Raw genomic sequence first — 18690 nt, 5'->3', positions numbered from 1 at the left:
TATGAAAATCGCTTTTATCTCAGCCATACCAGCCGTGCCTGCCAGCGAGGGGAATCGCAGCAGAATACTGCAATTGACCCGCGCCGTGCGGGCGCTTGGTCACGAGGTTCATTTCGTTTATGTCGACACGCCGATGGTGCTGGATTTTGAGGAAGAGGCCCACGCCACCGAGTTTTCGATCGGGTACTTCCATAAGATAACCCGTCGCCGCGAAGACTGGAAAACCCGCTTCATCGAAGATTTCGGTTTCAAGTTCAGCCACAAGGCTTTCCGTGGCGTCCGCAAGGTTCACCGGCTTCTCGGTCACGACAGTGGTTTCTACAATTACCTCGACGAGTTTTATTACCCTGAAATAGGCCGGCAGGTCCGCGATATTCAGCGCCGGCTGGGAATTGACGCCGTTATCGTGGAATATGCTTTTCATTCCAGGGCTTTTCTGGGCTTGCCTGACGATGTGCGTCGCATCCTCGATACCCATGATTCCTTTGCCGACCGTCATAAGGCATTCATCAACACTGCCAATAAATACGGCTATTGGTTCTCGGTACCCCCGCAGGTGGAATGTAAAGCGTTCCGCCGCGCCGATGTGGTTGTCGCCATACAGGAGGAAGAGGAGCGCACCTTCAGGCAGCGGCTGGGCAAAGAGACACCGGCCGTCGCAACTGTCAGTCATATTCTCGACCTTGACGGAAGGGTGGAAGACCTCACCTCGAGTGACTTCCTGTTCCTTGGCTCAGGCAATGATGCCAATATTATTTCCCTGAATGCATTCCTTGATAACGTCCTGCCTCTCGTCAGGGCGGCACGCCCGGATATTCGTCTGGTCGTGGCCGGCAGCGTATGCGGCAAGATCGAAGACCGGGAAGGGGTTGTCAAACTCGGCCGTGTGGACCGCTTGAAGGATGCGTTTACGCGCGCGCCGCTCTCGATAAACCCCATCGCACTCGGCACGGGCATCAATATAAAACTGCTCGATGCCCTGGCGGCCGGTATCCCGACGATCACCAGCCGAACTGGCGTAAGGGGGTTGCCGGAGCGCTATCGCCGCGGCGTGGTCGTTGTGGAAGACAGTGACCATCAGGCTTTTGCCGATGCTATCCTACAAATCTCCTCCAGCCGCGATCAGCGCGAGGCGCTCGGAAACAAGGCCTTCGAAGATGCAGTCGAATGGAACCGTCAGCAAATGACGGCGCTTGGCAACATCCTCAGCGGTCAGTAATCCGGATTTCAGGTGAATCCTGACCGCCTTGGTGCCGGAGCACGCCCCGTTTGAACGGAAGCGTTCGACGGGCTCACGAACGGTAGGCGCACGCCGTCAGGAAATCAGGTGCAGCCCGGCATCCGAGAGTTTCAGAACGGTAAGCCTGCCCGTCGTAAAAGCGCCGGTGTCGATGCCGATACGTTGCGGGCCGCTCTCTGGTTCCGCGACCGGGGTGTGCCCGTGGATGACGAGAAGCTCTAGGCCCGCGCCTTCCGAAAGGAAGGGTTCCCTGATCCACAGCATATCCTCATCGGTCTGTGCCTCAAGCGGCGTGCCAGGTCTGAAACCGGCATGCACAAAGATGTAAGGCCCGATGCGGGCATAGATTGGCAGGCTGGACAAAAGCTGACGGTGGGTCTGGGGAATGGCGCCGATCAGCGCATCCTTGAATGGCTGAAGCCGAAGACGGCCCTTGTGCAGGAAATAGTCTATGTCGACGCCATAGGACAAAAGCGTTTGGCGACCGCCGAAATCCAGCCAGTGCATGTTGTCTTGCGGATTTTCGAGAAAATCGCTGAAGAGCTGCTCGTGATTGCCGCAAAGCGCGATGCGACGCAGCGGCGCCTGTGGTGGTCGCAACAGGTGTTCCAGAACGCCGCAGGAATCGCGCCCGCGATCGACGTAGTCACCCAGGAGAACGACCAGAGCAGGAGACGGGTTGCCAGCCATGTCCGCAAGGATTTTCCGTTCCGCATGCAGGAGCAGATCCAGGCTGCCGTGCACATCGCCAATGGCGTAGATCGGAAAGGATACCGGCCTGTCGCCAAGGTCTATTCTGCGCCGCCTCCGGTCGTCGCGGAGGGCAGGCTGTTTACGACCGCGAATCCAGTTTAGCACCTTGGGCATAGCTGGCGATACTGTCTCTCAGGCACCGGGTCAAGAGCGTTCAAGGCGGATGCTTCTCGCCCGGTAAAGCCGACCGCTGGAAGGCATGTGGGCTTTCGCCAAAACCTTGCTGAAGGACACGGTTCTGGGAGGATGGATACTGGTTCCGATAGTATCGATAACCAGAGCCAGCGCCGATTTTTCACAATTTTCAGCGGCGCAATTGAAGGGGGCCAAAGTCCCCTCCGTCCTGTTTGAAAGATATGGTCCCGTGAAATCGGAACCTAGAGTTTCAGCCAGACACGCGGGTTTTCGTGCGACTGAATCTTGATCCATTTCAAGTCCACGGATTTCCACGGTTTGACGACATTGGTGCGGTTGTCCAGCACCAGGTCGCCCTGGCTTGTGCTGACGACGAGAACTGCGTGGCCTATGCCATCAGTGGTGCGGGCGGTGGCAATGCGCAGGGCGCCCGAGGGCCAACCAGCGCGCAGGAGCCGCTGCCGCTTGGTCACCGCGTAGTCGTCGCAGTCGCCGCTCGCCGGGTTCAGCTTCCATTCGTCCTGTCCGGCCGATTCGCTGACATAGATTATCGAGCTATTGATCTGGGAGTTGATACTCTGAAGCTCCGCACGCTTCTGTTTCGTCAGCTCGACCGTGTCGCGATCGCCAATCCGCACACATTGGTCGGCGGCATTATCACAGAATTTCGCAAAGGCGATTGGCGCGATGGTCGGACGGCTCGTTGTCATGAACTGGCCGGGCCGCGATACGACGGGATTCTTCGCGAGGCCGCCAAGCGGAACGGCCGGTGCCGTTGTTGCGATACTTGCCGCCATACCGGTAGCGACTGCCAAAGTCTTTGCGAGACGGATTGCTTTCTTCGCCATGTCTTGCCCCTGCACAGTTGTTTTCTCTTGTACCCGGGAAGATAGCCGCCCTTTCTTGCAGGCCGTTTAAGTCGATAGATTGCTTTTTAAGGAAATTGAATTTTATTCCCGGTTGATAAAAGGCGGCAAATCAGACGCTGCTACGCTCACTTGCAGCGGGTCTTGCCCTGGGCGTCGATAATGCAGGTCTGCTGCGGAACGGCATTGCGTTGCTCGCGCCTTGTCTCAGGCGACACACGGCCACCGGCCGGTGGCCGGTCGTAATTGCGATAGACCTCGAAATTGCGCCCGCCGACCGTGCCCTGCGCACCGCCGCGGCCGTCCGGTGTGACTTCGAAATTCTGATATTGCTGCGCCTGGACGGAGGTGGTGACACCCATCAGCGCGGCAAAAACGCCAGCCGCCAGGCTTGCCCACAACGGTTCTGCTCGATGCCTGCGCAGGACCATGGCCGTTTCCTTCCCTTCATGGAATGACAGAAGCGTTTCCCGCTCATTCGCCGCGATGATTATACCACCGATGCCCTTTCGTGCGTGAAATTGATTTTGCGCCCGGCGGCAGCCGAATCGCCGCCGTGTCGTCGTCACGCATCAGCGGAAGGCGGCGGGGAACCCCACCCGTCGTGTGGACGCCAGAACGTAAAAAAGACGTTTTTAGCGCTGAAAAATTAAGCTCTTCTCCGCTGCATTTATAGGCTTCACAATCCTGTAACAACGGACCTAATATACAAGTGCAGATGCCGAATCGCTCAGGAGAAGCCCTTGACGATTGCAGTTTCACCACAGGCCCTGCCGGCGCTCGTTCTGAACGCAGACTACAGGCCACTGAGTTATTATCCCTTGTCGTTATGGTCCTGGCAGGACGCGATCAAGGCCGTCTTTCTAGACCGTGTGAACATCATTGCAGAATATGATCACGCGGTGTCGTCCCCCAGCTTTTCCATGCGGCTGCCGAGTGTCGTCAGCCTCAAGACCTATGTGCAGCCCACCCGCAACCCCGCCTTCACGCGCTTCAACGTTTTCCTTCGGGACAAGTTCGAATGCCAGTATTGCGGCACGCGGGACGAACTGACCTTCGACCATGTGGTTCCACGCGCGCATGGCGGTGAAACCACCTGGCACAATGTCGTTGCGGCGTGCTCTCCCTGCAACCTTAAAAAGGGCAGCAAGCTTCCCAAGCAGGCGGGCATGTTCCCGGCGCAGAAGCCTTTCCAGCCCACGGTTCAGGATTTGCACAATAATGGGCGGCTGTTCCCGCCCAATTATCTGCACGAAAGCTGGATGGACTATCTTTACTGGGATACCGAGCTGCAGCCCTGATCCTTCAGGACTGCAAGGGAGTTTTCCCGCTTACCGGCTTTTACGGCTCGCGCCAAAAAAGGCGACTGCCGCAAGTGCAACGCTTGCGATGACATTCCAGCCGGCGAAGGAAAGGCCGAGTACCCGAAGTGCCGCATCGTTGCACGAAGGCGCCTTGATGGCGTTCAGATTGCCCAGCAGATCGCCGGCATTGGTGGTGATGGACGGCGCGCCGGTGGCGCAGGTGATCGGGCCTTCCCAGAAACCCCATTCCACGCCGGCATGATAAACGCCAAGCCCGGCGCCGATCAGCATCGCCACGCCGATGAGGGCAAGCAGCAGCCGGGTGATCTGAACCGGCAGCTTGAAGACGCTGGTGGCAACGGCCAATATGCCCAGCGGAATGGCATAATAATAGGGATCGCGCTGCAACAGGCACAAGGCGCAGGGCGTGTAACCGCCAATATGCTGGAAACCGAGGGCGGAGCCCACGGTGAAGATCATTCCCGCCGTGACGCCAAGAGCGGCGAGCGTGCGGCTGTTGTCGGCGGTCGTTGCAGTGGCCATGATGTTTTCCCCAAACTTCGCGAAGAAGCAGATATCCCGAACGGGCTTTCAAAAAGGCGGGCGTGATGGCGAAATTAAGTCGCCAGTTCAACGTGTGTCACAGGATGCGTCTAATCCAGTCCGCTGCATCTGGCAAATGAAAGCCCGGTAATAAACGAGGTGCGTAAGCAAAGTTTCGTGAGGATGCCGGCGACCATTGGGCAATCGAACGGCCTTGCGGCAAGGCCGAGGCAAAAATAAAAGAAAATCAATGCTGTTTCTGGAAAGTGGTACCCCAAGCCGGGATCGAACCAGCACTCCTTTCGGAACCGCATTTTGAGTGCGGCGCGTCTACCAATTCCGCCATTGGGGCAACGGTGGTAATGCCACGGCGTCTATCATGGTCAAGGCCATGCGTGCAACCCCAAAGCTTTGAGTTAGAGGCATTTACGGCCTTCGTTGTCAGTCTCCTCTTGTTTTTGGAACCAGCGCAGTTGAGACTCAAAACCTTAACTCGCGAAAATGTAGGCATTTATAGTGTGACCCAAGCCGGTCGAACTATTTGGCGTTGTTCAGGTGGTAGTAGAATTTGACTAGCTGCATTCGCGCTCTCATCATTATGTATTCGTTTTGGCTCATTGATGGTGGTTCCAGTAGGCCAAGCAATGGCTAGTGAATGAGCGTTTCCCAGATGTGCTGCCGCGACTGTCCTGGGTTTGGTTGAAGTATAGACTACAGCTAGTAGGCTGCCGACGACGAAGGTAGTTGTCTGAGCCATATATAGGCCATTCTTCAATACATTCTCTGCATCTTTTGCCGTAAAGGCAATCGTGTGCGGATCAAAGCCAAAATGATTGAACCCTATACGCCATTTCTCCCCTGCGATTTTTCCGATCCAGACAATTGTTTGCTCTGGTATAACGCCAGTCGACTGAGCAAGCCTTTGCTCCGCTGGGATAGCGCTAGTGAGCGGGTGGGCAAAGTCCATCATCGTAGCCAACATCAAACACCAGCGAACTAGATCACGTTGCCTAAGCAGATCCAGTTTTGGCCATTGCCCTTTGATAAACTCTTCAATGATGGGTTTGTTTTGGTTTTGCAGTCTACTCATCCAGCCGTTGTTGCAGGGTAAGCAGACTACACGAAGTCGTTGCGATATTATTGTTCCCGGTCGATAGAGTTGACCTTTGTCCATTACATTGACTATTTGCCCATCGATAATGAACCCTTGACTGACTGTATGTCGCGATGGACCGGGATCTGGGATATGGTTCTGCAGCCATTTGGGCCAGATGTGCTCTTTACTTAAACGGTTGTTCGATTTTCCGCAGAAGATGCACGTGCCGCGGTTCTTTTGTTCTTTCGGTGGCATTCTCGTTTCCTGAATTACTTCATCGATTTGAAGCAGTGAGCGGCAAATAATCTAGCACGATCTTACGTCGGATTTAGATTTTGTCCCCTATATTACTCGCAATATCTACGCTTTCCCACATCGATACACCTGTAGTTGCGTCGGCAATCTAATATTAGGCACCTCTAATAAATTAGAATATACGCAATTGCTAATTGAATTATGATGTCCGGGTGGAGTTTCCACGCGGGGCGGGAATGGCCTAACTCATATGGAGGAAACTATGAGGGCGCTTTCTCGCAATTTATTATTGTCTGCCTGTCTCATCCTGCCGGTCAACGCTCATGCGCTGGATATCGGGATTGGCGGTGAGAATGGGGTGAATGCCAGCGTGGGCGGCAATGGCAGCGGTGGGCTCGGTGTCGACGCCTCCGTTGGCGGCAGCAGCGGCGTGAATGCAAGTGCGGATGTCGGCGGCAGGAGCGGCGGCGGGCTGGGTGCGGATGTCAACGCTTCGGTCGGTGGCAGCAACGGCGTCAATGCGGACGTCAATGCTTCCGTTGGCGGATCGAGCGGTGTCAACGCGGGGGTTAATGCCTCGGTTGGCGGCTCAGGCGGCATCAATGCCAATGTCGGCGCCAATGTGGGTGGATCGAGCGGTCTTGGCCTTGGGGTCGGGGTTGGTATCGGCGGCTCATCCACGAACCCCGGAAATCCCGGTAACCCGGGCAATCCATCCAATCCCGGCAATCCGGGAACGGTTTCCCCCGGTGGCATGCGCAATGCCATACAGGCCTATAATGACATGTCACGGACCGAGCAGATCAAGCTCGCCCGCCGTTGTATCGATATTCTGGGCGGCGGCTACGATGCGGCCCTGACGCAATTGTGCAAGATGATCCGCACCGCTTCACGCTGATCGGGTCTGATACCGCAGCATCGACCGAAGGACGCTATCCGCGTCCTTCGGTTTTAATTGCCCTTGCGTCCGAAGGACAGGATCTTCTGCCGCAGGCTGCGGGCGAGGTTCCGGGTGTTGCGATACATGTCCACCTGCGTGGAAACCTGCCGCACGTCGCGGTCGCTGTTATGGGTCAACCCCACGACCAACGTGCCCATTTCCTGACGCTGTTGCCAGAAGCGGCTCATGATCGGATGGTCGGGCACCGCACAGCTGTCGCTGCGCATGATATTGGCGTCGTCCAGATGCCAGCCGGTCAGTTTCTGCACCAGCAGCTTGCCGGGAGAGAACTGCCCGTAGTTTTCGTCAAAGGCGGTTTTCCACGTATAGGCCTCGCCGGCCGTCAAAAAGACGACCATGGACGCAATCGCGCTGCCGTTGAGATCGATGGTGTGAATGCGCACCGCATCCGCTTCGGCCAGATTGGTGATCGCCTCGCGGGCGAAGGCCGCGCGATAACGATCATTGACCAGCGCGGTGCGTTTGCGGCCTTTCCAGCCGCTCGCCTCCAGCGCCAGGAATTCCTCCATGCGGTAGCGTATGTCCTTCGGCTGACGGGCAACCGTATAGGATAGCGTGCCGAGTTGCTCGAGTTGTCGCCACTGCCGGCGCATTTCCCGCATATGGTGCGGCGCAAGCGAGTTGCGCAGATAGGCCTCACCGTCGAGAAGGCTTTCCAGAACCGGCCGCTGATAACTTCCTGTCGTGGTCAATGGCAGGTTGCGGCTGATGGCGATGGCCCTGAACATGCTGGCGAAAGGCCCTTCAAGCCGCACATCCGGCAGCACGAGCACATTCGGCAGGCGCATTTCCGGATCGGAGAGCGCGTCGAAAAGATTGTCGAGCGTTTCCGCAGCGCCTTCGGTATCGACCAGCGGTGTGCCGAGCGGACCGAAGGGGTTCGCCCAGACGCGGATAATGGAAGGACCGATGGAAAAGCCCGGCTTTTCGACGGTAAAGGGCATCAGAAAACGCATGCGGCTTCTGGCGCCGTTTTCGTCGCGAATGAGGGCGAAACGCACGGACTTATCGTCGATACGCGGCATGGCGGGCGCAAGCAGCCGCCCGGTGAAGAAGACATTCGCTTCCATGACGCGATTGGACAGGAAGTCGAGTTCCTCCTGCATTTCATAACCGAGCTGGCCCGGATAGATACAGAATTCGCGGCCGTCGCGTCCCACGCGCCGGCTGCTGTCTGCAACGGGGCGGTCACGCTCCGCAGACGCCATCAGCGCAGCGATGCGCGGGTCCTGAAAATCCGGATTCTTTGGGTCGCTGGACATGCTTATCGTTACACCGCCTTCCCAGTGTCTTGACCCGCCCGGGGATCGTTGAAGGCAAAAAGGACGATCCCGAGTGTACGGCGAATGGCAATATGCAATAGCACAGCTTCTATGCACATGGCTATCGCGACCGCCGCCGCGGCCCCTTTCAGACCATAGACCGGAATCAGCGCCATGTTGAGCAGAATGTTGCAACCGAAGATAATAATATAAAGAGCCACGCACAATTTTTGTTTGCCGGCCATATTCAACAGCGTTTCTCCGGGGCCGATCAACGCTTTTGCAAGGAAGCCGGCAAAGAGGAAGAACATCAACTCGTAACCCTGGACGAAGCCCGGACCGAACAGCGATAGCAGGAAAGGGCCCGCCAGAAGCACGACGCCGCCCACGGCCAGCGACGGCCAGAAAGCCCATCGCGCCGCCTGGCTGGCGAAGCCCGCCAGGCCCTGCCGGTCATTTGCCGAAATCAGGGCGGCGAGGCGCGGCGCCGCCGCTGCCTGCACTGAGAAAAACACGAATTGCATCAGCACGATGGTCTTTGCCGCGGCGAAATAGATACCGACCTGATCCGGCGGCAGATAAAGACCGACGATCACCACATCCGAATTGGTCATCAGAAAGCCGATGCCATCGATCAGGAAGACGGGAAAGGCGAAGCGCAACCAGTGGCGGAAATGCACCTGGCGGGTAACGCTGCGGAAGTGCCGGTTGAGCCTTCGGTTCATGAAGGCGAAATGGAAAAGCGTGGTCACATAGGTGGCCATAAGGGCCGTCAGCATCGCCGTCGTTGCGGTCTTTTCCGCGCCGAGGCCGATTGCCACCAGCATGAACAGCAGGATCAGCACGGGACGGACGATATAGGTGGGGCTGAGCGCGGAAATGGCCCAGCCATTGGCGCGTGCGGTGCCGTTCAGCACGTCCCCAAGCGCCACCATTGGCAGGGTGAAAAGCGCCAGCGCAACGGGAATGAGGTAATAGGCTGCGATCCGCTCGCCGAAGAAATACAGGAAGATGAAGCCGAAAAGCGCCAGAGCGCTGGCCGAAAGCATGGCGAAGATGCGCGCCGTCGAGGTCAGCCCCATGATCTTGTCATGGGCCTCTTCCAGACGATAGCCGGGCAAAAAGCGAATGACGGTGGTGTGGAAGCCAAGACAGGACAGATTGCCGAACAGGATCACCAGAACCCAGACGAAGGCGAACAGGCCGTATTCGAATTCGCCCATCAGGCGGGCGAGGATGATCTGGGAGATGAATGCAATACCGGCACTGACGATGCGCACCGCAAAAGCGACCAGCGCCATGCGCTGGGCGCGGGAGACATCATCTCCGCCGGACACAATGACAGCGATTTTCGCTACCAGCGGCGCGAGTTTCGCACGCAGGCCTGCGGGTAGGGCTTTTTCCGCCGTGTTGAGGATAGCCATGATCCACACGCCATCATTTCCAGTTGAGTGGGCAACCCGATTATAAGGGCTTCATCATTAACGAAGGGTGTGGGAGGCGGGGACTTGTGTGCCAATATCGTTTGCCACCGGCGGCCTGCGGATGCCGTTGAAAAGAAAGAGGGCAAGCGGACTGCACCGTATCGCCTGGTGCAGCATATAGGCCGTTGCTGTGGTGGCCGCGACGATGACGGCGAATTCCAAGACGGGCGGCAGTGAAATTAGAATGAAAAGCGTGCCGAAGGCATAAATCAGCGGATGATGAAGCAGATAGATGGTGAAGGAGGCATCCGTCATCCGTTTGGCAAGCGGGCTGGGCCTGTCAAAATAGCGGCAGGCAAGGTCGATCAGGAGCCGGCTCGTCGTCACGGCTGCAATCGCCGAAACCAGTACCAGTGGCGCCGAGTTTGAAAAAGGGTTTTGCAATCGCAGCGTTACCGCCGTCGCGATGGAACCGGACGCGACGATACCCGTGAGAATGCCGGTCTGGCGAAAGCGGTGAAACAGGCTTCTGTCACGGCGCAGCAGAGCCCCGATTAAAAAGAATGGCAGATAGCGCGCATAGGGGTCCGAGGCCCGTTCATAAAGAAGAAAAACGCTGTTTTCGCTTTTCGCGGCAAGCAGGTCGGAGCCATAAACCAACAATTCCCACAGAACGGGGAGGGCGCAGAGGGCGGTGAAGAACAGGCGCGGATATCGGTCCTTCACCCTGTCGAGCCAGTCTTTTGCATCTGCAAACGGTGGTTGCTCCAGGAGATGCAAGAGGCCCGCAAGCAGCACCGAATAGGCGAGAAGGGCAGGCAGGAACCATAGATGCATGATCCACTGCTCGCTCGGCTGCAACAGATCCGGCAGGTTCTGCATCATTTCGCCGGCAGTGATGTCGCCCTTGGCAAATTCCGACAGTTTGAGCATGAAAAGCTGTGATGGCCCAAGCAGGAGCACCGCCACGACGAAGGGTATGCCAAGGCGCAGGAAGCGCTGTTTGAGCCAGCGCATCCTGCCTTTTTTGCCGATGACCATGACCGAGAAATACCCGGCGACGAGAAAAAACGCAGGCATGCGGAACGTCACGAATGCCGCTCCAAGCGCGCTCAGGAACGGGCTGGTCTCGAAATCTTTGATGTCCCAGGGCAGGGCGTGGCTGTAGAGCAGCGAGGCGTGATAGGGAATGCCGAGCAGCATCAGGAGAGCCCTGAGCGGGTCCCAATAATGCTCATAGTCTGAATTGCCCGGTTGCATTTTTCCCTCGCGTTGAAAACGCGATCCCGTGTGATCTGTTACGACCGGCACGACTATTAGTGGAAAACGCTAATAAACCCTTCATGCCCCCGATGGCGTGGGCGGTGCTTTCCTGCCGGGCAGGAGATCAAGTACCAATGCGCAGCCCAGTATGATGATGCCGGCGCCAAACAGCTGGGGAAGCGATAGGGGTTCATCGAGCACCAGGGCGCCGACGAGCACCGCGACGACAGTTACGGCGAACTCCACGCTGATCGCCTTGGTCGCGCCGATGGAGGAGACAAGCCGGAAATAGGTGATGTAGGTGAGGCCGCTCATGACGACCGCCTGGATGAGAAGATATCCGTAATCGACAAGACCCGGCGTTCCGGGCAAGGGTACGGCGAGAAGAAGCGGGAAGGTCATCAGGCCGCCGGTCAGGAAGGAGCCGATGGTGATTTCCCAGGAGCCCACCCCTTTCAGGTGAAGGCTCGCATAATTACTGCCATAGGCGGCGCAGATGCAGGCGGCGACAGCGGCGGCGCAGCCGATGATGAAGCCGGTGGTAACGGGCACGGCGGGAAAACCGACAAGCAGGACAATGCCGGCAAATCCGATGACGAGACCCGCAATTCCCTGTCGCGTCAGCCGCTCGATCCCCCATATCTGCGAAATGAGCATGGAAAAAAGTGGGATTGTGGCGACCAGAATGGCGGCCATTGCGGTGCCGATCTGGGGTGTCGCGTAGGACAGGCCGATCAATTGCCCAGCGACCGTCGTTGCGCCGACAATTGCAAATGCCCGCCAGCCCGCAGAAAATGTGAGCTTCCGGCGCGCCGCGAGCGCGATGAGAAAGAGGGCCACGGCGGTCATCAGCGAGCGAAGTGTGACTGCGCCTATCCAGCCGAAGGCGGCCACAACATGGAGAAGCAGCAGGAAAGACACACCCCACGCGAGTGCGAGAAAAATATAGGCGGCGAGATCGCGAGGGGCCATGGGGGCAGTTTCCAGCAGATGATCCGGCTCCCATATGGAAAGTGCGAATACCAGTCAACACCCCGATCGGTGGCAACGATCCGCCACAAACAAAATCGCCCGTAACGCGGGTTACGGGCGATTTTTCATTTCTGGTCGACCGGGCTTAAGCCTGTTCGTAAACGCCGTGGCAGTGCTTGTATTTCTTGCCCGAACCGCAGGGGCACATTTCGTTGCGGCCGATACGGCCCCAGGTGGCGGGGTTTTCCGGATCGCGCTCCTCGCTCGGCACGAAAGCAACCGGCACGACTTGTCCGCCATGCGACATCTCGTCTTCGCCCGTGACCGGGTCGAGGTGATGTGCGGTCATTTCCGGCAGTTCCGGCTGCTGCGGTTCCTGCTGCACGAGTTCCACGCGCATCAGCTGGGCGGTGACGCCTTCACGCAGATTGGCAAGCAGTGCCTGGAACAGCTCGAAGGCTTCCGCCTTGTATTCCTGCAACGGATCGCGCTGGGCGTAACCACGGAAACCGACGACGGAGCGCAGATGGTCGAGATTGACGATATGTTCGCGCCACAGATGGTCGATCGTCTGGAGAATGACCGAACGTTCCACATAGGTCATGATCTCGGGACCGAAACGTTCCGCACGCTCGTCGGCGTATTTGTCGGCCGCCTCGGTAACGCGCTGAAGAATGTCGTCCTCGGCGATGCCTTCTTCCTTGGCCCATTCCTCCACCGGGAGGTCGAGGTTCAGGAACTGGGCGATACCCGCCTTCAGGCCGGCGATATCCCACTGTTCGGCATAGGCATTTTCGGGAATATGCTTGGCGACGAGCGTTTCGATGACTTCATTGCGCATGTCGGCTGCGGTTTCGCCGATATTGTCGGCTTCCATCAGCTCGAGGCGCTGATCGAAGATCACCTTGCGCTGATCATTCAGCACGTCGTCATATTTCAGAAGGTTCTTGCGGGTCTCGAAGTTGCGGGCTTCGACCTTCTTCTGGGCGCGTTCCAGCGCCTTGTTGATCCAGGGATGGACGATGGCCTCGCCTTCCTTCAGACCGAGCTTCTGCAGCATCGAGTCCATGCGCTCGGAGCCGAAGATGCGCATCAGGTCATCCTGGAGCGACAGATAGAATTTCGAGCGGCCGGGGTCGCCCTGACGGCCGGAACGGCCGCGCAGCTGGTTGTCGATACGGCGGCTTTCGTGGCGCTCGGTGGCGATGACGTAAAGACCGCCGGCGGCAAGCGCCTTTTCCTTGAGCACCTTGATCTCGGCGCGGATCGCCTCTTCCTTGGCATCAAGCTCGGGACCCGGCTCCATGCCTTCCAGCTCGCGCTCGAGGCGCATGTCGACGTTGCCGCCAAGCTGGATGTCGGTACCGCGGCCGGCCATGTTGGTGGCGATGGTCACGGCGCCGGGAACGCCGGCCTGCGAAACGATATAGGCTTCCTGCTCGTGATAACGGGCGTTCAGGACCTGGAAATCGGTAAAGCCGGACTGGCGCAGCATATGGGCCAGAAGTTCGGATTTTTCGATCGACGTGGTGCCGACGAGAACCGGCTGGCCGCGTTCATGCGCCGCCTTGATCTCGGTGATGATGGCCAGGAATTTCTCCTCGCCGGTGCGGTAAACCTCGTCATCCTCGTCGATACGCTGGATCGGCAGGTTGGTCGGCACTTCGATGACATCGAGGCCGTAGATGTTGCCGAATTCTTCCGCTTCCGTCGATGCCGTACCGGTCATGCCGGCAAGCTTTGAGTACATGCGGAAATAGTTCTGGAAGGTGACGGAGGAAAGCGTCTGGTTTTCCGGCTGGATCTGCACCTTTTCCTTGGCTTCCAGCGCCTGGTGCTGACCTTCGGAATAACGGCGGCCGGGCATCATGCGGCCGGTAAACTCGTCGATGATGACGATCTCGTCGTTGCGGACGATGTAGTCCTTGTCGCGGGTAAAGAGCTTGTGGGCCTTCAGCGCGTTGTTGATGTGGTGGACGATGGCGACGTTTTCGATGTCGTAAAGCGATTCGCCCTTCAGAAGGCCCGCCTGACGCAGCAGGTTCTCGAGCTTCTCGGTGCCGTCTTCGGAGAAGTTGGCCGAACGCTGCTTCTCGTCGATCTCGTAATCTTCCGGCGACAGAAGCGGAATGAAAGCGTCGATGGTGTTGTAAAGATCGGAGCGATCGTCCAGCGGGCCGGAAATGATGAGCGGCGTGCGCGCCTCATCGACCAGGATCGAGTCGACTTCGTCGACGATGGCGTAGTTGTGGCCACGCTGCACCATCTGGGCGCGATCATATTTCATGTTGTCGCGCAGATAATCGAAGCCGAGTTCGTTATTTGTCGCGTAGGTGATGTCGCAGGCATAGGCCTCGCGGCGCTGGTCGTCGTCCAGGCCGTGCACGATGACGCCGGTCGTCAGGCCGAGGAAGCCATAGAGCCTGCTCATCGTGGCGGCGTCGCGCTTGGCGAGGTAGTCGTTGACGGTAACGACATGCACGCCCTTGCCGGCGAGCGCGTTGAGGTAGACCGCAAGGGTCGCCACCAGTGTCTTGCCTTCACCGGTCTTCATTTCGGCGATGGCGCCGCCATGCAGAATCATGCCGCCGGTCAGCTGCACGTCGAAGGGGCGCATGTGCAGAACGCGGCGCGACGCCTCACGGGCGACGGCGAAAGCCGGGATCAGCAGGTCATCCAGCGTCTTGCCATCGGCAAGCTGCTGGCGGAATTCCGCCGTCTTGGCCGCCAGCGCTTCGTCGGAGAGTGCCTTGGTGGCCTCTTCCAGCGCATTGATGGCTGCGATCTTGCTTTTATAGGAGCGGACGCGGCGATCATTTGCCGAACCGAACAACTTGCGGGCTATTCCGCCGAGACTGACCATCTTACTGGCCCTTTCTGAAATTCCGTTTTGCCGGGCGCTGTTCTCCGTCACGCTGTTTTCAGCACAAATGACGGACTTCGCCCTTCAACGTATCTGGACGCGAGGTTGCGTGACAGATAAGAGGGGGGGCAAATGATGTCAACGGTTCTGCCCGTTACAGAATGGCCACAATCCGGTGTTTGGAAGTTTTTTCAGAGCCGGAAACCATGTCTGGAGCCGGCATTGTCCCCGAAAGGTTCAAAATGTTGCGCTATAATAAAATTGCGGCTGCGGTGATTGTGGCCACGCTCGGCCTCCAGCTTCCGGCTTTCGCACAGGAAGACAAGGTTGTCGCCAAGGTCGGCGATCTGGAAATCCACCAGTCCGAACTCGACCTCGCCATGGGCAATCTCGACCCGCAGCTCGCGCAGCTTCCCGACGAGCAGAAGAAGGTTGCAGCCCTTTCCGGCGCGATCGACGTCAAGCTTCTGGTGAAGAACGCCAGCGCAGAAGGTCTCGAAAAGACCGAGGATTTCAAGAAGCGCATGGAATTCATCCAGGACCGTGAGCTGCACAATGCCTATTTCCGCAAGCATGTGGTCGATGCCGTTACCGCCGACGAAGTGAAGGCGCGTTACGACAAGGAAGTCGCAGCCCTGCCTCAGGAAGAAGAAATCAAGGCCGCCCACATTCTGGTCGCGAGCGAAGATGAAGCCAAGGACATCATCAAGCAGCTTGATTCGGGCAAGGAGTTCGCAGCCCTCGCCAAGGAGAAGTCGACCGATTCCAACAAGGATGACGGTGGCGATCTCGGCTGGTTCGGCAAGGGCCGCATGGTGCCGGAATTCGAAGAAGCCGCTTTCGGCCTCGAAAAGGGCGCCTACACCAAGACCCCTGTGAAGACGCAGTTCGGCTTCCACGTCATCAAGCTGGAAGACAAGCGCATCGCTCCGCCGCCGGCTTTCGAGCAGGTTGAGCCGCAGGTTCGTCAGCTTGTCATGCGTGACAAGTACGTTGCCCTCATCGAGAAGGCAAAGGCTGACCAGAAGATCGAAATCATGGATGAGACGCTTAAGAAGGGCTACGACGAAGCCACGAAGGAACAGCAGGCTCAGCCGCAGCAGTAATAATGACCCATGTTACGGGGCGGCTTACAGGCCGCCCCGTTTCATCTCAGGCATTCCCATACCTCTCTTTTCCAGAATTTCAGGCGCTTCCCCATGTCCGTTGCCGTTTCCCCGCTCGCTCCGAAATCCTATCCCGAGATGCCCGCGCTGCGCGGTGTTCGCATGGCGACGGCTGCCGCCGGCATCAAGTACAAGAACCGTACTGACGTTCTCCTGATGGTATTCGACAAGCCGGCAAGTGTGGCAGGCGTCTTCACCAAATCGAAGTGCCCCTCGGCCCCCGTTGATTTCTGCCGCGCCAATCTCGGCGGCGGCGTAGCGCGCGCCGTGGTGGTCAATTCCGGCAACGCCAACGCCTTTACCGGTGTCAAGGGCAAGGCGGCGACCGAACTGACGGCGAAATCTGCCGCCGCCGCCGTCGGCTGCTCTGAGGGTGAAGTGTTTCTCGCATCGACGGGCGTGATCGGCGAACCGCTCGATGCCTCGAAATTTGCCGGTGTTCTCGGCGACATGAACGTCAGGGCGGAAGCCGATTTCTGGCAGGAAGCTGCCAAGGCGATCATGACCACCGACACCTACCCCAAGGTCGCGACCCGCACAGCCGAAATCGGCGGCGTGATCGTGACGATCAACGGTATTTCCAAGGGGGCGGGCATGATTGCCCCCGATATGGCGACGATGCTCTCTTTTGTGGTGACGGATGCCGATATTGAGCCTGCCGTCCTGCAATCCCTGCTTTCCGCCGGTGTCGGCCCAACCTTCAATTCCGTGACGGTCGACAGCGACACGTCCACGTCAGACACGCTGATGCTGTTTGCCACGGGTGCGGCGGCTGAAGATGGCCAGGTGAAGGTGACGAGCGCCGATGACGAGCGTCTGTCCTCCTTCCGCGCTGCGCTCAACGATCTTTTGAAGGATCTGGCGTTGCAGGTGGTGCGCGACGGTGAGGGTGCGCGCAAGATGGTGGAAGTCACCGTCACGGGTGCGGAAAACGATGCCGCCGCCAAGAAGATAGCCCTGTCCATCGCCAATTCGCCGCTGGTGAAGACCGCCGTTGCCGGCGAAGACGCCAACTGGGGCCGTGTCGTCATGGCTGTCGGTAAATCCGGCGAAATGGCCGATCGTGATCGTCTTGCCATCTGGTTCGGTGACGTGCGTGTGGCCGTCAATGGCGAACGCGATCCCGCCTATTCGGAAGCCGAGACCACGGCCGTGATGCGGCTGGAGGACATTCCGGTGAAGGTGGATATCGGTCTCGGTCAGGGCACCGCCACTGTCTGGACCTGCGATCTGACCAAGGAATATGTTGCGATCAACGGCGACTACCGGAGCTGACCGTTGGAGCCGAAGAGAATGCAGGAAAACAAGGCCGTCAATCTGCCGCTTGTTCGCCGTCTGGAAGCCGTCAGCTTCCGGGCATGGCCGGCCTCGTCGGTGATGTATGATGGCAGCTGGCAAATTCGCCTCACGGGTTCGCACCCCTCCAAGCGCATCAACTGCGTGGTGCCGCTCGACCCTTCCGATTACGGCAATTGCGCGGTGCGGCTGGAAAAGGCGCGCAAGCGTTTCGAGGATTTCGGCCGCCAGCTGGTGGTGCGTGAAACGACGCTGATGCCGCCGCAGCTCAAGGCTTTTCTCTTGGACGATGGCTGGTCCGTTTTCGAAGAGGTCAAGGTCATGACGGCTGATCTTGCCGGCATGGAATTGCCGGAAACCCTCGTAAGCCTGCCTAGCCACGATATTGGCCGCTTTGTCGAAGCGAGCATCAAGGTCAGCGATGGCGACCCGGCCCAGAGGCCGGCGATTGCGGAAATCGTCAGCTCGATCAAGCCGACGCTTGGCCTGTTCATCAACGAGGAAGTTGAAGGCAGCGCGCTTGCGACCGTCATCTGCGTGCAGGACAACGATCTGGCCGGCATCCTCTCGCTCGATGTTGCCAGGTCGCAGCGCCAGAGGGGGCTTGGCACCCAGATTCTGGCCTCAGCGCTGCGGTGGGCCAGGATCAGCGGCGCCAAAAGCGCCTGGTTGCAGGTTGTTTCAACCAATGCACCCGCGATTGCGCTTTACGAAAAATTCGGTTTCAGCGAGGCCTATAGCTATCGCTACTGGCGCAAGGGTGCGGGAGAATGAGTGAAGCGGGCAAAAAAATCCTGCTGGTCGCCGCCTGTGCCCTGCTCGATCAGGATGGCCGCATCCTTCTGGCCCAGCGTCCGGAAGGCAAGTCGCTTGCCGGTCTCTGGGAGTTTCCCGGCGGTAAGGTGGAGCACGGTGAGACGCCGGAGGAAACCCTTGTCCGTGAACTGGATGAGGAACTCGGTGTGAAAACCAAGGTCGCCTGCCTTGCGCCGCTGACTTTCGCCAGCCACACCTACGAGACTTTTCATCTGCTGATGCCGCTCTATGTCTGCCGTCGTTACGAGGGCATTGCCCATGGGCGGGAAGGGCAGGCGATAAAATGGGTGAAGCCGCAGGCTCTGCGCGACTACCCCATGCCACCGGCCGACGAGCCACTCATTCCCTTCCTTCAGGACCTGCTTTAAAGCGCAGCTGGCGTGCCTCACGCCGTAACAGCTTCGTGAAAAGGCAATGTATCCCGGTTTTGCCGTGCCAAAACGGGGCTGCGTTAAGAGATCGTTCAGCACCCTCT

17 protein-coding genes and 1 tRNA gene are annotated in these 18690 nt (G+C 58.3%); 7 read left to right on the top strand and 11 right to left on the bottom strand.

Annotated elements, in window-relative coordinates; genetic code table 11:
• Nucleotide 1: 1 nt before the first annotated feature.
• Nucleotides 2-1219 (top strand): glycosyltransferase family 4 protein, encoded by a 1218-nt coding sequence (locus FY152_17055; GenBank protein ID UXS35088.1) that lies wholly within the window; start codon nt 2-4, stop codon nt 1217-1219.
• Between the two features lie 96 nt (nt 1220-1315).
• Here FY152_17055 and FY152_17050 read toward each other — a convergent pair whose 3' ends face one another.
• From FY152_17050 to FY152_17040, 3 genes are all read right to left on the bottom strand, one after another.
• On the bottom strand, nt 1316-2107 hold the full coding sequence (locus FY152_17050; GenBank protein UXS33877.1) for a serine/threonine protein phosphatase: 792 nt from the start codon (nt 2105-2107) through the stop codon (nt 1316-1318).
• A gap of 263 nt (nt 2108-2370) precedes the next feature.
• The gene (locus FY152_17045; protein UXS33876.1) at nt 2371-2976 is read right to left on the bottom strand and encodes a transglutaminase-like cysteine peptidase; all 606 of its coding nucleotides are present in this window, start codon (nt 2974-2976) and stop codon (nt 2371-2373) included.
• 146 nt (nt 2977-3122) lie between these two features.
• Nucleotides 3123-3425 (bottom strand): hypothetical protein, encoded by a 303-nt coding sequence (locus FY152_17040; protein ID UXS33875.1) that lies wholly within the window; start codon nt 3423-3425, stop codon nt 3123-3125.
• A 312-nt stretch (nt 3426-3737) separates the two neighbouring features.
• On the opposite strand from FY152_17040, the gene FY152_17035 reads away from it, so the two are divergent.
• Nucleotides 3738-4295, top strand: coding sequence for an HNH endonuclease (locus FY152_17035; GenBank protein ID UXS33874.1), 558 nt, complete (start codon nt 3738-3740; stop codon nt 4293-4295).
• A gap of 30 nt (nt 4296-4325) precedes the next feature.
• Here the strand turns inward: FY152_17035 and FY152_17030 are convergent, their stop codons facing one another.
• From FY152_17030 to FY152_17020, 3 genes are all read right to left on the bottom strand, one after another.
• A complete protein-coding gene (locus tag FY152_17030) occupies nt 4326-4841 on the bottom strand; it encodes a disulfide bond formation protein B (GenBank protein UXS33873.1) in 516 nt (171 codons plus the stop codon).
• Nucleotides 4842-5108: 267 nt separating this feature from the next.
• Nucleotides 5109-5193: transfer RNA gene (locus tag FY152_17025), tRNA-Leu, on the bottom strand.
• Between the two features lie 159 nt (nt 5194-5352).
• Nucleotides 5353-6192, bottom strand: coding sequence for a hypothetical protein (locus FY152_17020; GenBank protein UXS33872.1), 840 nt, complete (start codon nt 6190-6192; stop codon nt 5353-5355).
• Nucleotides 6193-6454: 262 nt separating this feature from the next.
• On the opposite strand from FY152_17020, the gene FY152_17015 reads away from it, so the two are divergent.
• On the top strand, nt 6455-7090 hold the full coding sequence (locus FY152_17015; protein ID UXS33871.1) for a hypothetical protein: 636 nt from the start codon (nt 6455-6457) through the stop codon (nt 7088-7090).
• A 53-nt stretch (nt 7091-7143) separates the two neighbouring features.
• Here FY152_17015 and FY152_17010 read toward each other — a convergent pair whose 3' ends face one another.
• The 5 genes from FY152_17010 to secA form a co-directional block, all read right to left on the bottom strand.
• A complete protein-coding gene (locus tag FY152_17010) occupies nt 7144-8415 on the bottom strand; it encodes a GNAT family N-acetyltransferase (protein ID UXS33870.1) in 1272 nt (423 codons plus the stop codon).
• An 8-nt stretch (nt 8416-8423) separates the two neighbouring features.
• Nucleotides 8424-9839, bottom strand: coding sequence for a lipopolysaccharide biosynthesis protein (locus FY152_17005; protein ID UXS33869.1), 1416 nt, complete (start codon nt 9837-9839; stop codon nt 8424-8426).
• A 57-nt stretch (nt 9840-9896) separates the two neighbouring features.
• A complete protein-coding gene (locus FY152_17000; GenBank protein UXS33868.1) occupies nt 9897-11099 on the bottom strand; it encodes an acyltransferase family protein in 1203 nt (400 codons plus the stop codon).
• An 81-nt stretch (nt 11100-11180) separates the two neighbouring features.
• Nucleotides 11181-12074 (bottom strand): DMT family transporter, encoded by an 894-nt coding sequence (locus tag FY152_16995; protein UXS33867.1) that lies wholly within the window; start codon nt 12072-12074, stop codon nt 11181-11183.
• A gap of 145 nt (nt 12075-12219) precedes the next feature.
• Nucleotides 12220-14937, bottom strand: coding sequence for a preprotein translocase subunit SecA (secA, locus tag FY152_16990; GenBank protein ID UXS33866.1), 2718 nt, complete (start codon nt 14935-14937; stop codon nt 12220-12222).
• Nucleotides 14938-15143: 206 nt separating this feature from the next.
• On the opposite strand from secA, the gene FY152_16985 reads away from it, so the two are divergent.
• The 4 genes from FY152_16985 to mutT all read left to right on the top strand — a co-directional run bounded on the left by FY152_16985 (nt 15144) and on the right by mutT (nt 18583).
• On the top strand, nt 15144-16043 hold the full coding sequence (locus FY152_16985; GenBank protein ID UXS33865.1) for a peptidylprolyl isomerase: 900 nt from the start codon (nt 15144-15146) through the stop codon (nt 16041-16043).
• A gap of 93 nt (nt 16044-16136) precedes the next feature.
• Entirely contained in the window at nt 16137-17378 is a 1242-nt protein-coding gene (gene argJ / locus FY152_16980) for a bifunctional glutamate N-acetyltransferase/amino-acid acetyltransferase ArgJ (protein ID UXS33864.1), read from the top strand.
• Between the two features lie 18 nt (nt 17379-17396).
• Nucleotides 17397-18173, top strand: a complete 777-nt coding sequence (locus FY152_16975; protein UXS33863.1) for a GNAT family N-acetyltransferase — start codon at nt 17397-17399, stop codon at nt 18171-18173.
• Nucleotides 18170-18583 carry an 8-oxo-dGTP diphosphatase MutT gene (gene mutT / locus FY152_16970; protein UXS33862.1) on the top strand — a complete coding sequence of 138 codons (414 nt, stop codon included), beginning with the start codon at nt 18170-18172 and terminating at the stop codon, nt 18581-18583. Before FY152_16975 ends, mutT begins: the two co-directional genes overlap by 4 nt.
• Nucleotides 18584-18690: the final 107 nt, after the last annotated feature.

The sequence above is a fragment of the Agrobacterium tumefaciens genome (assembly GCA_025560025.1).
Lineage (GTDB): Bacteria > Pseudomonadota > Alphaproteobacteria > Rhizobiales > Rhizobiaceae > Agrobacterium.
Note: the sequence above shows the minus strand (reverse complement) of the source record. Positions and strands in the feature narration are given on the sequence as shown.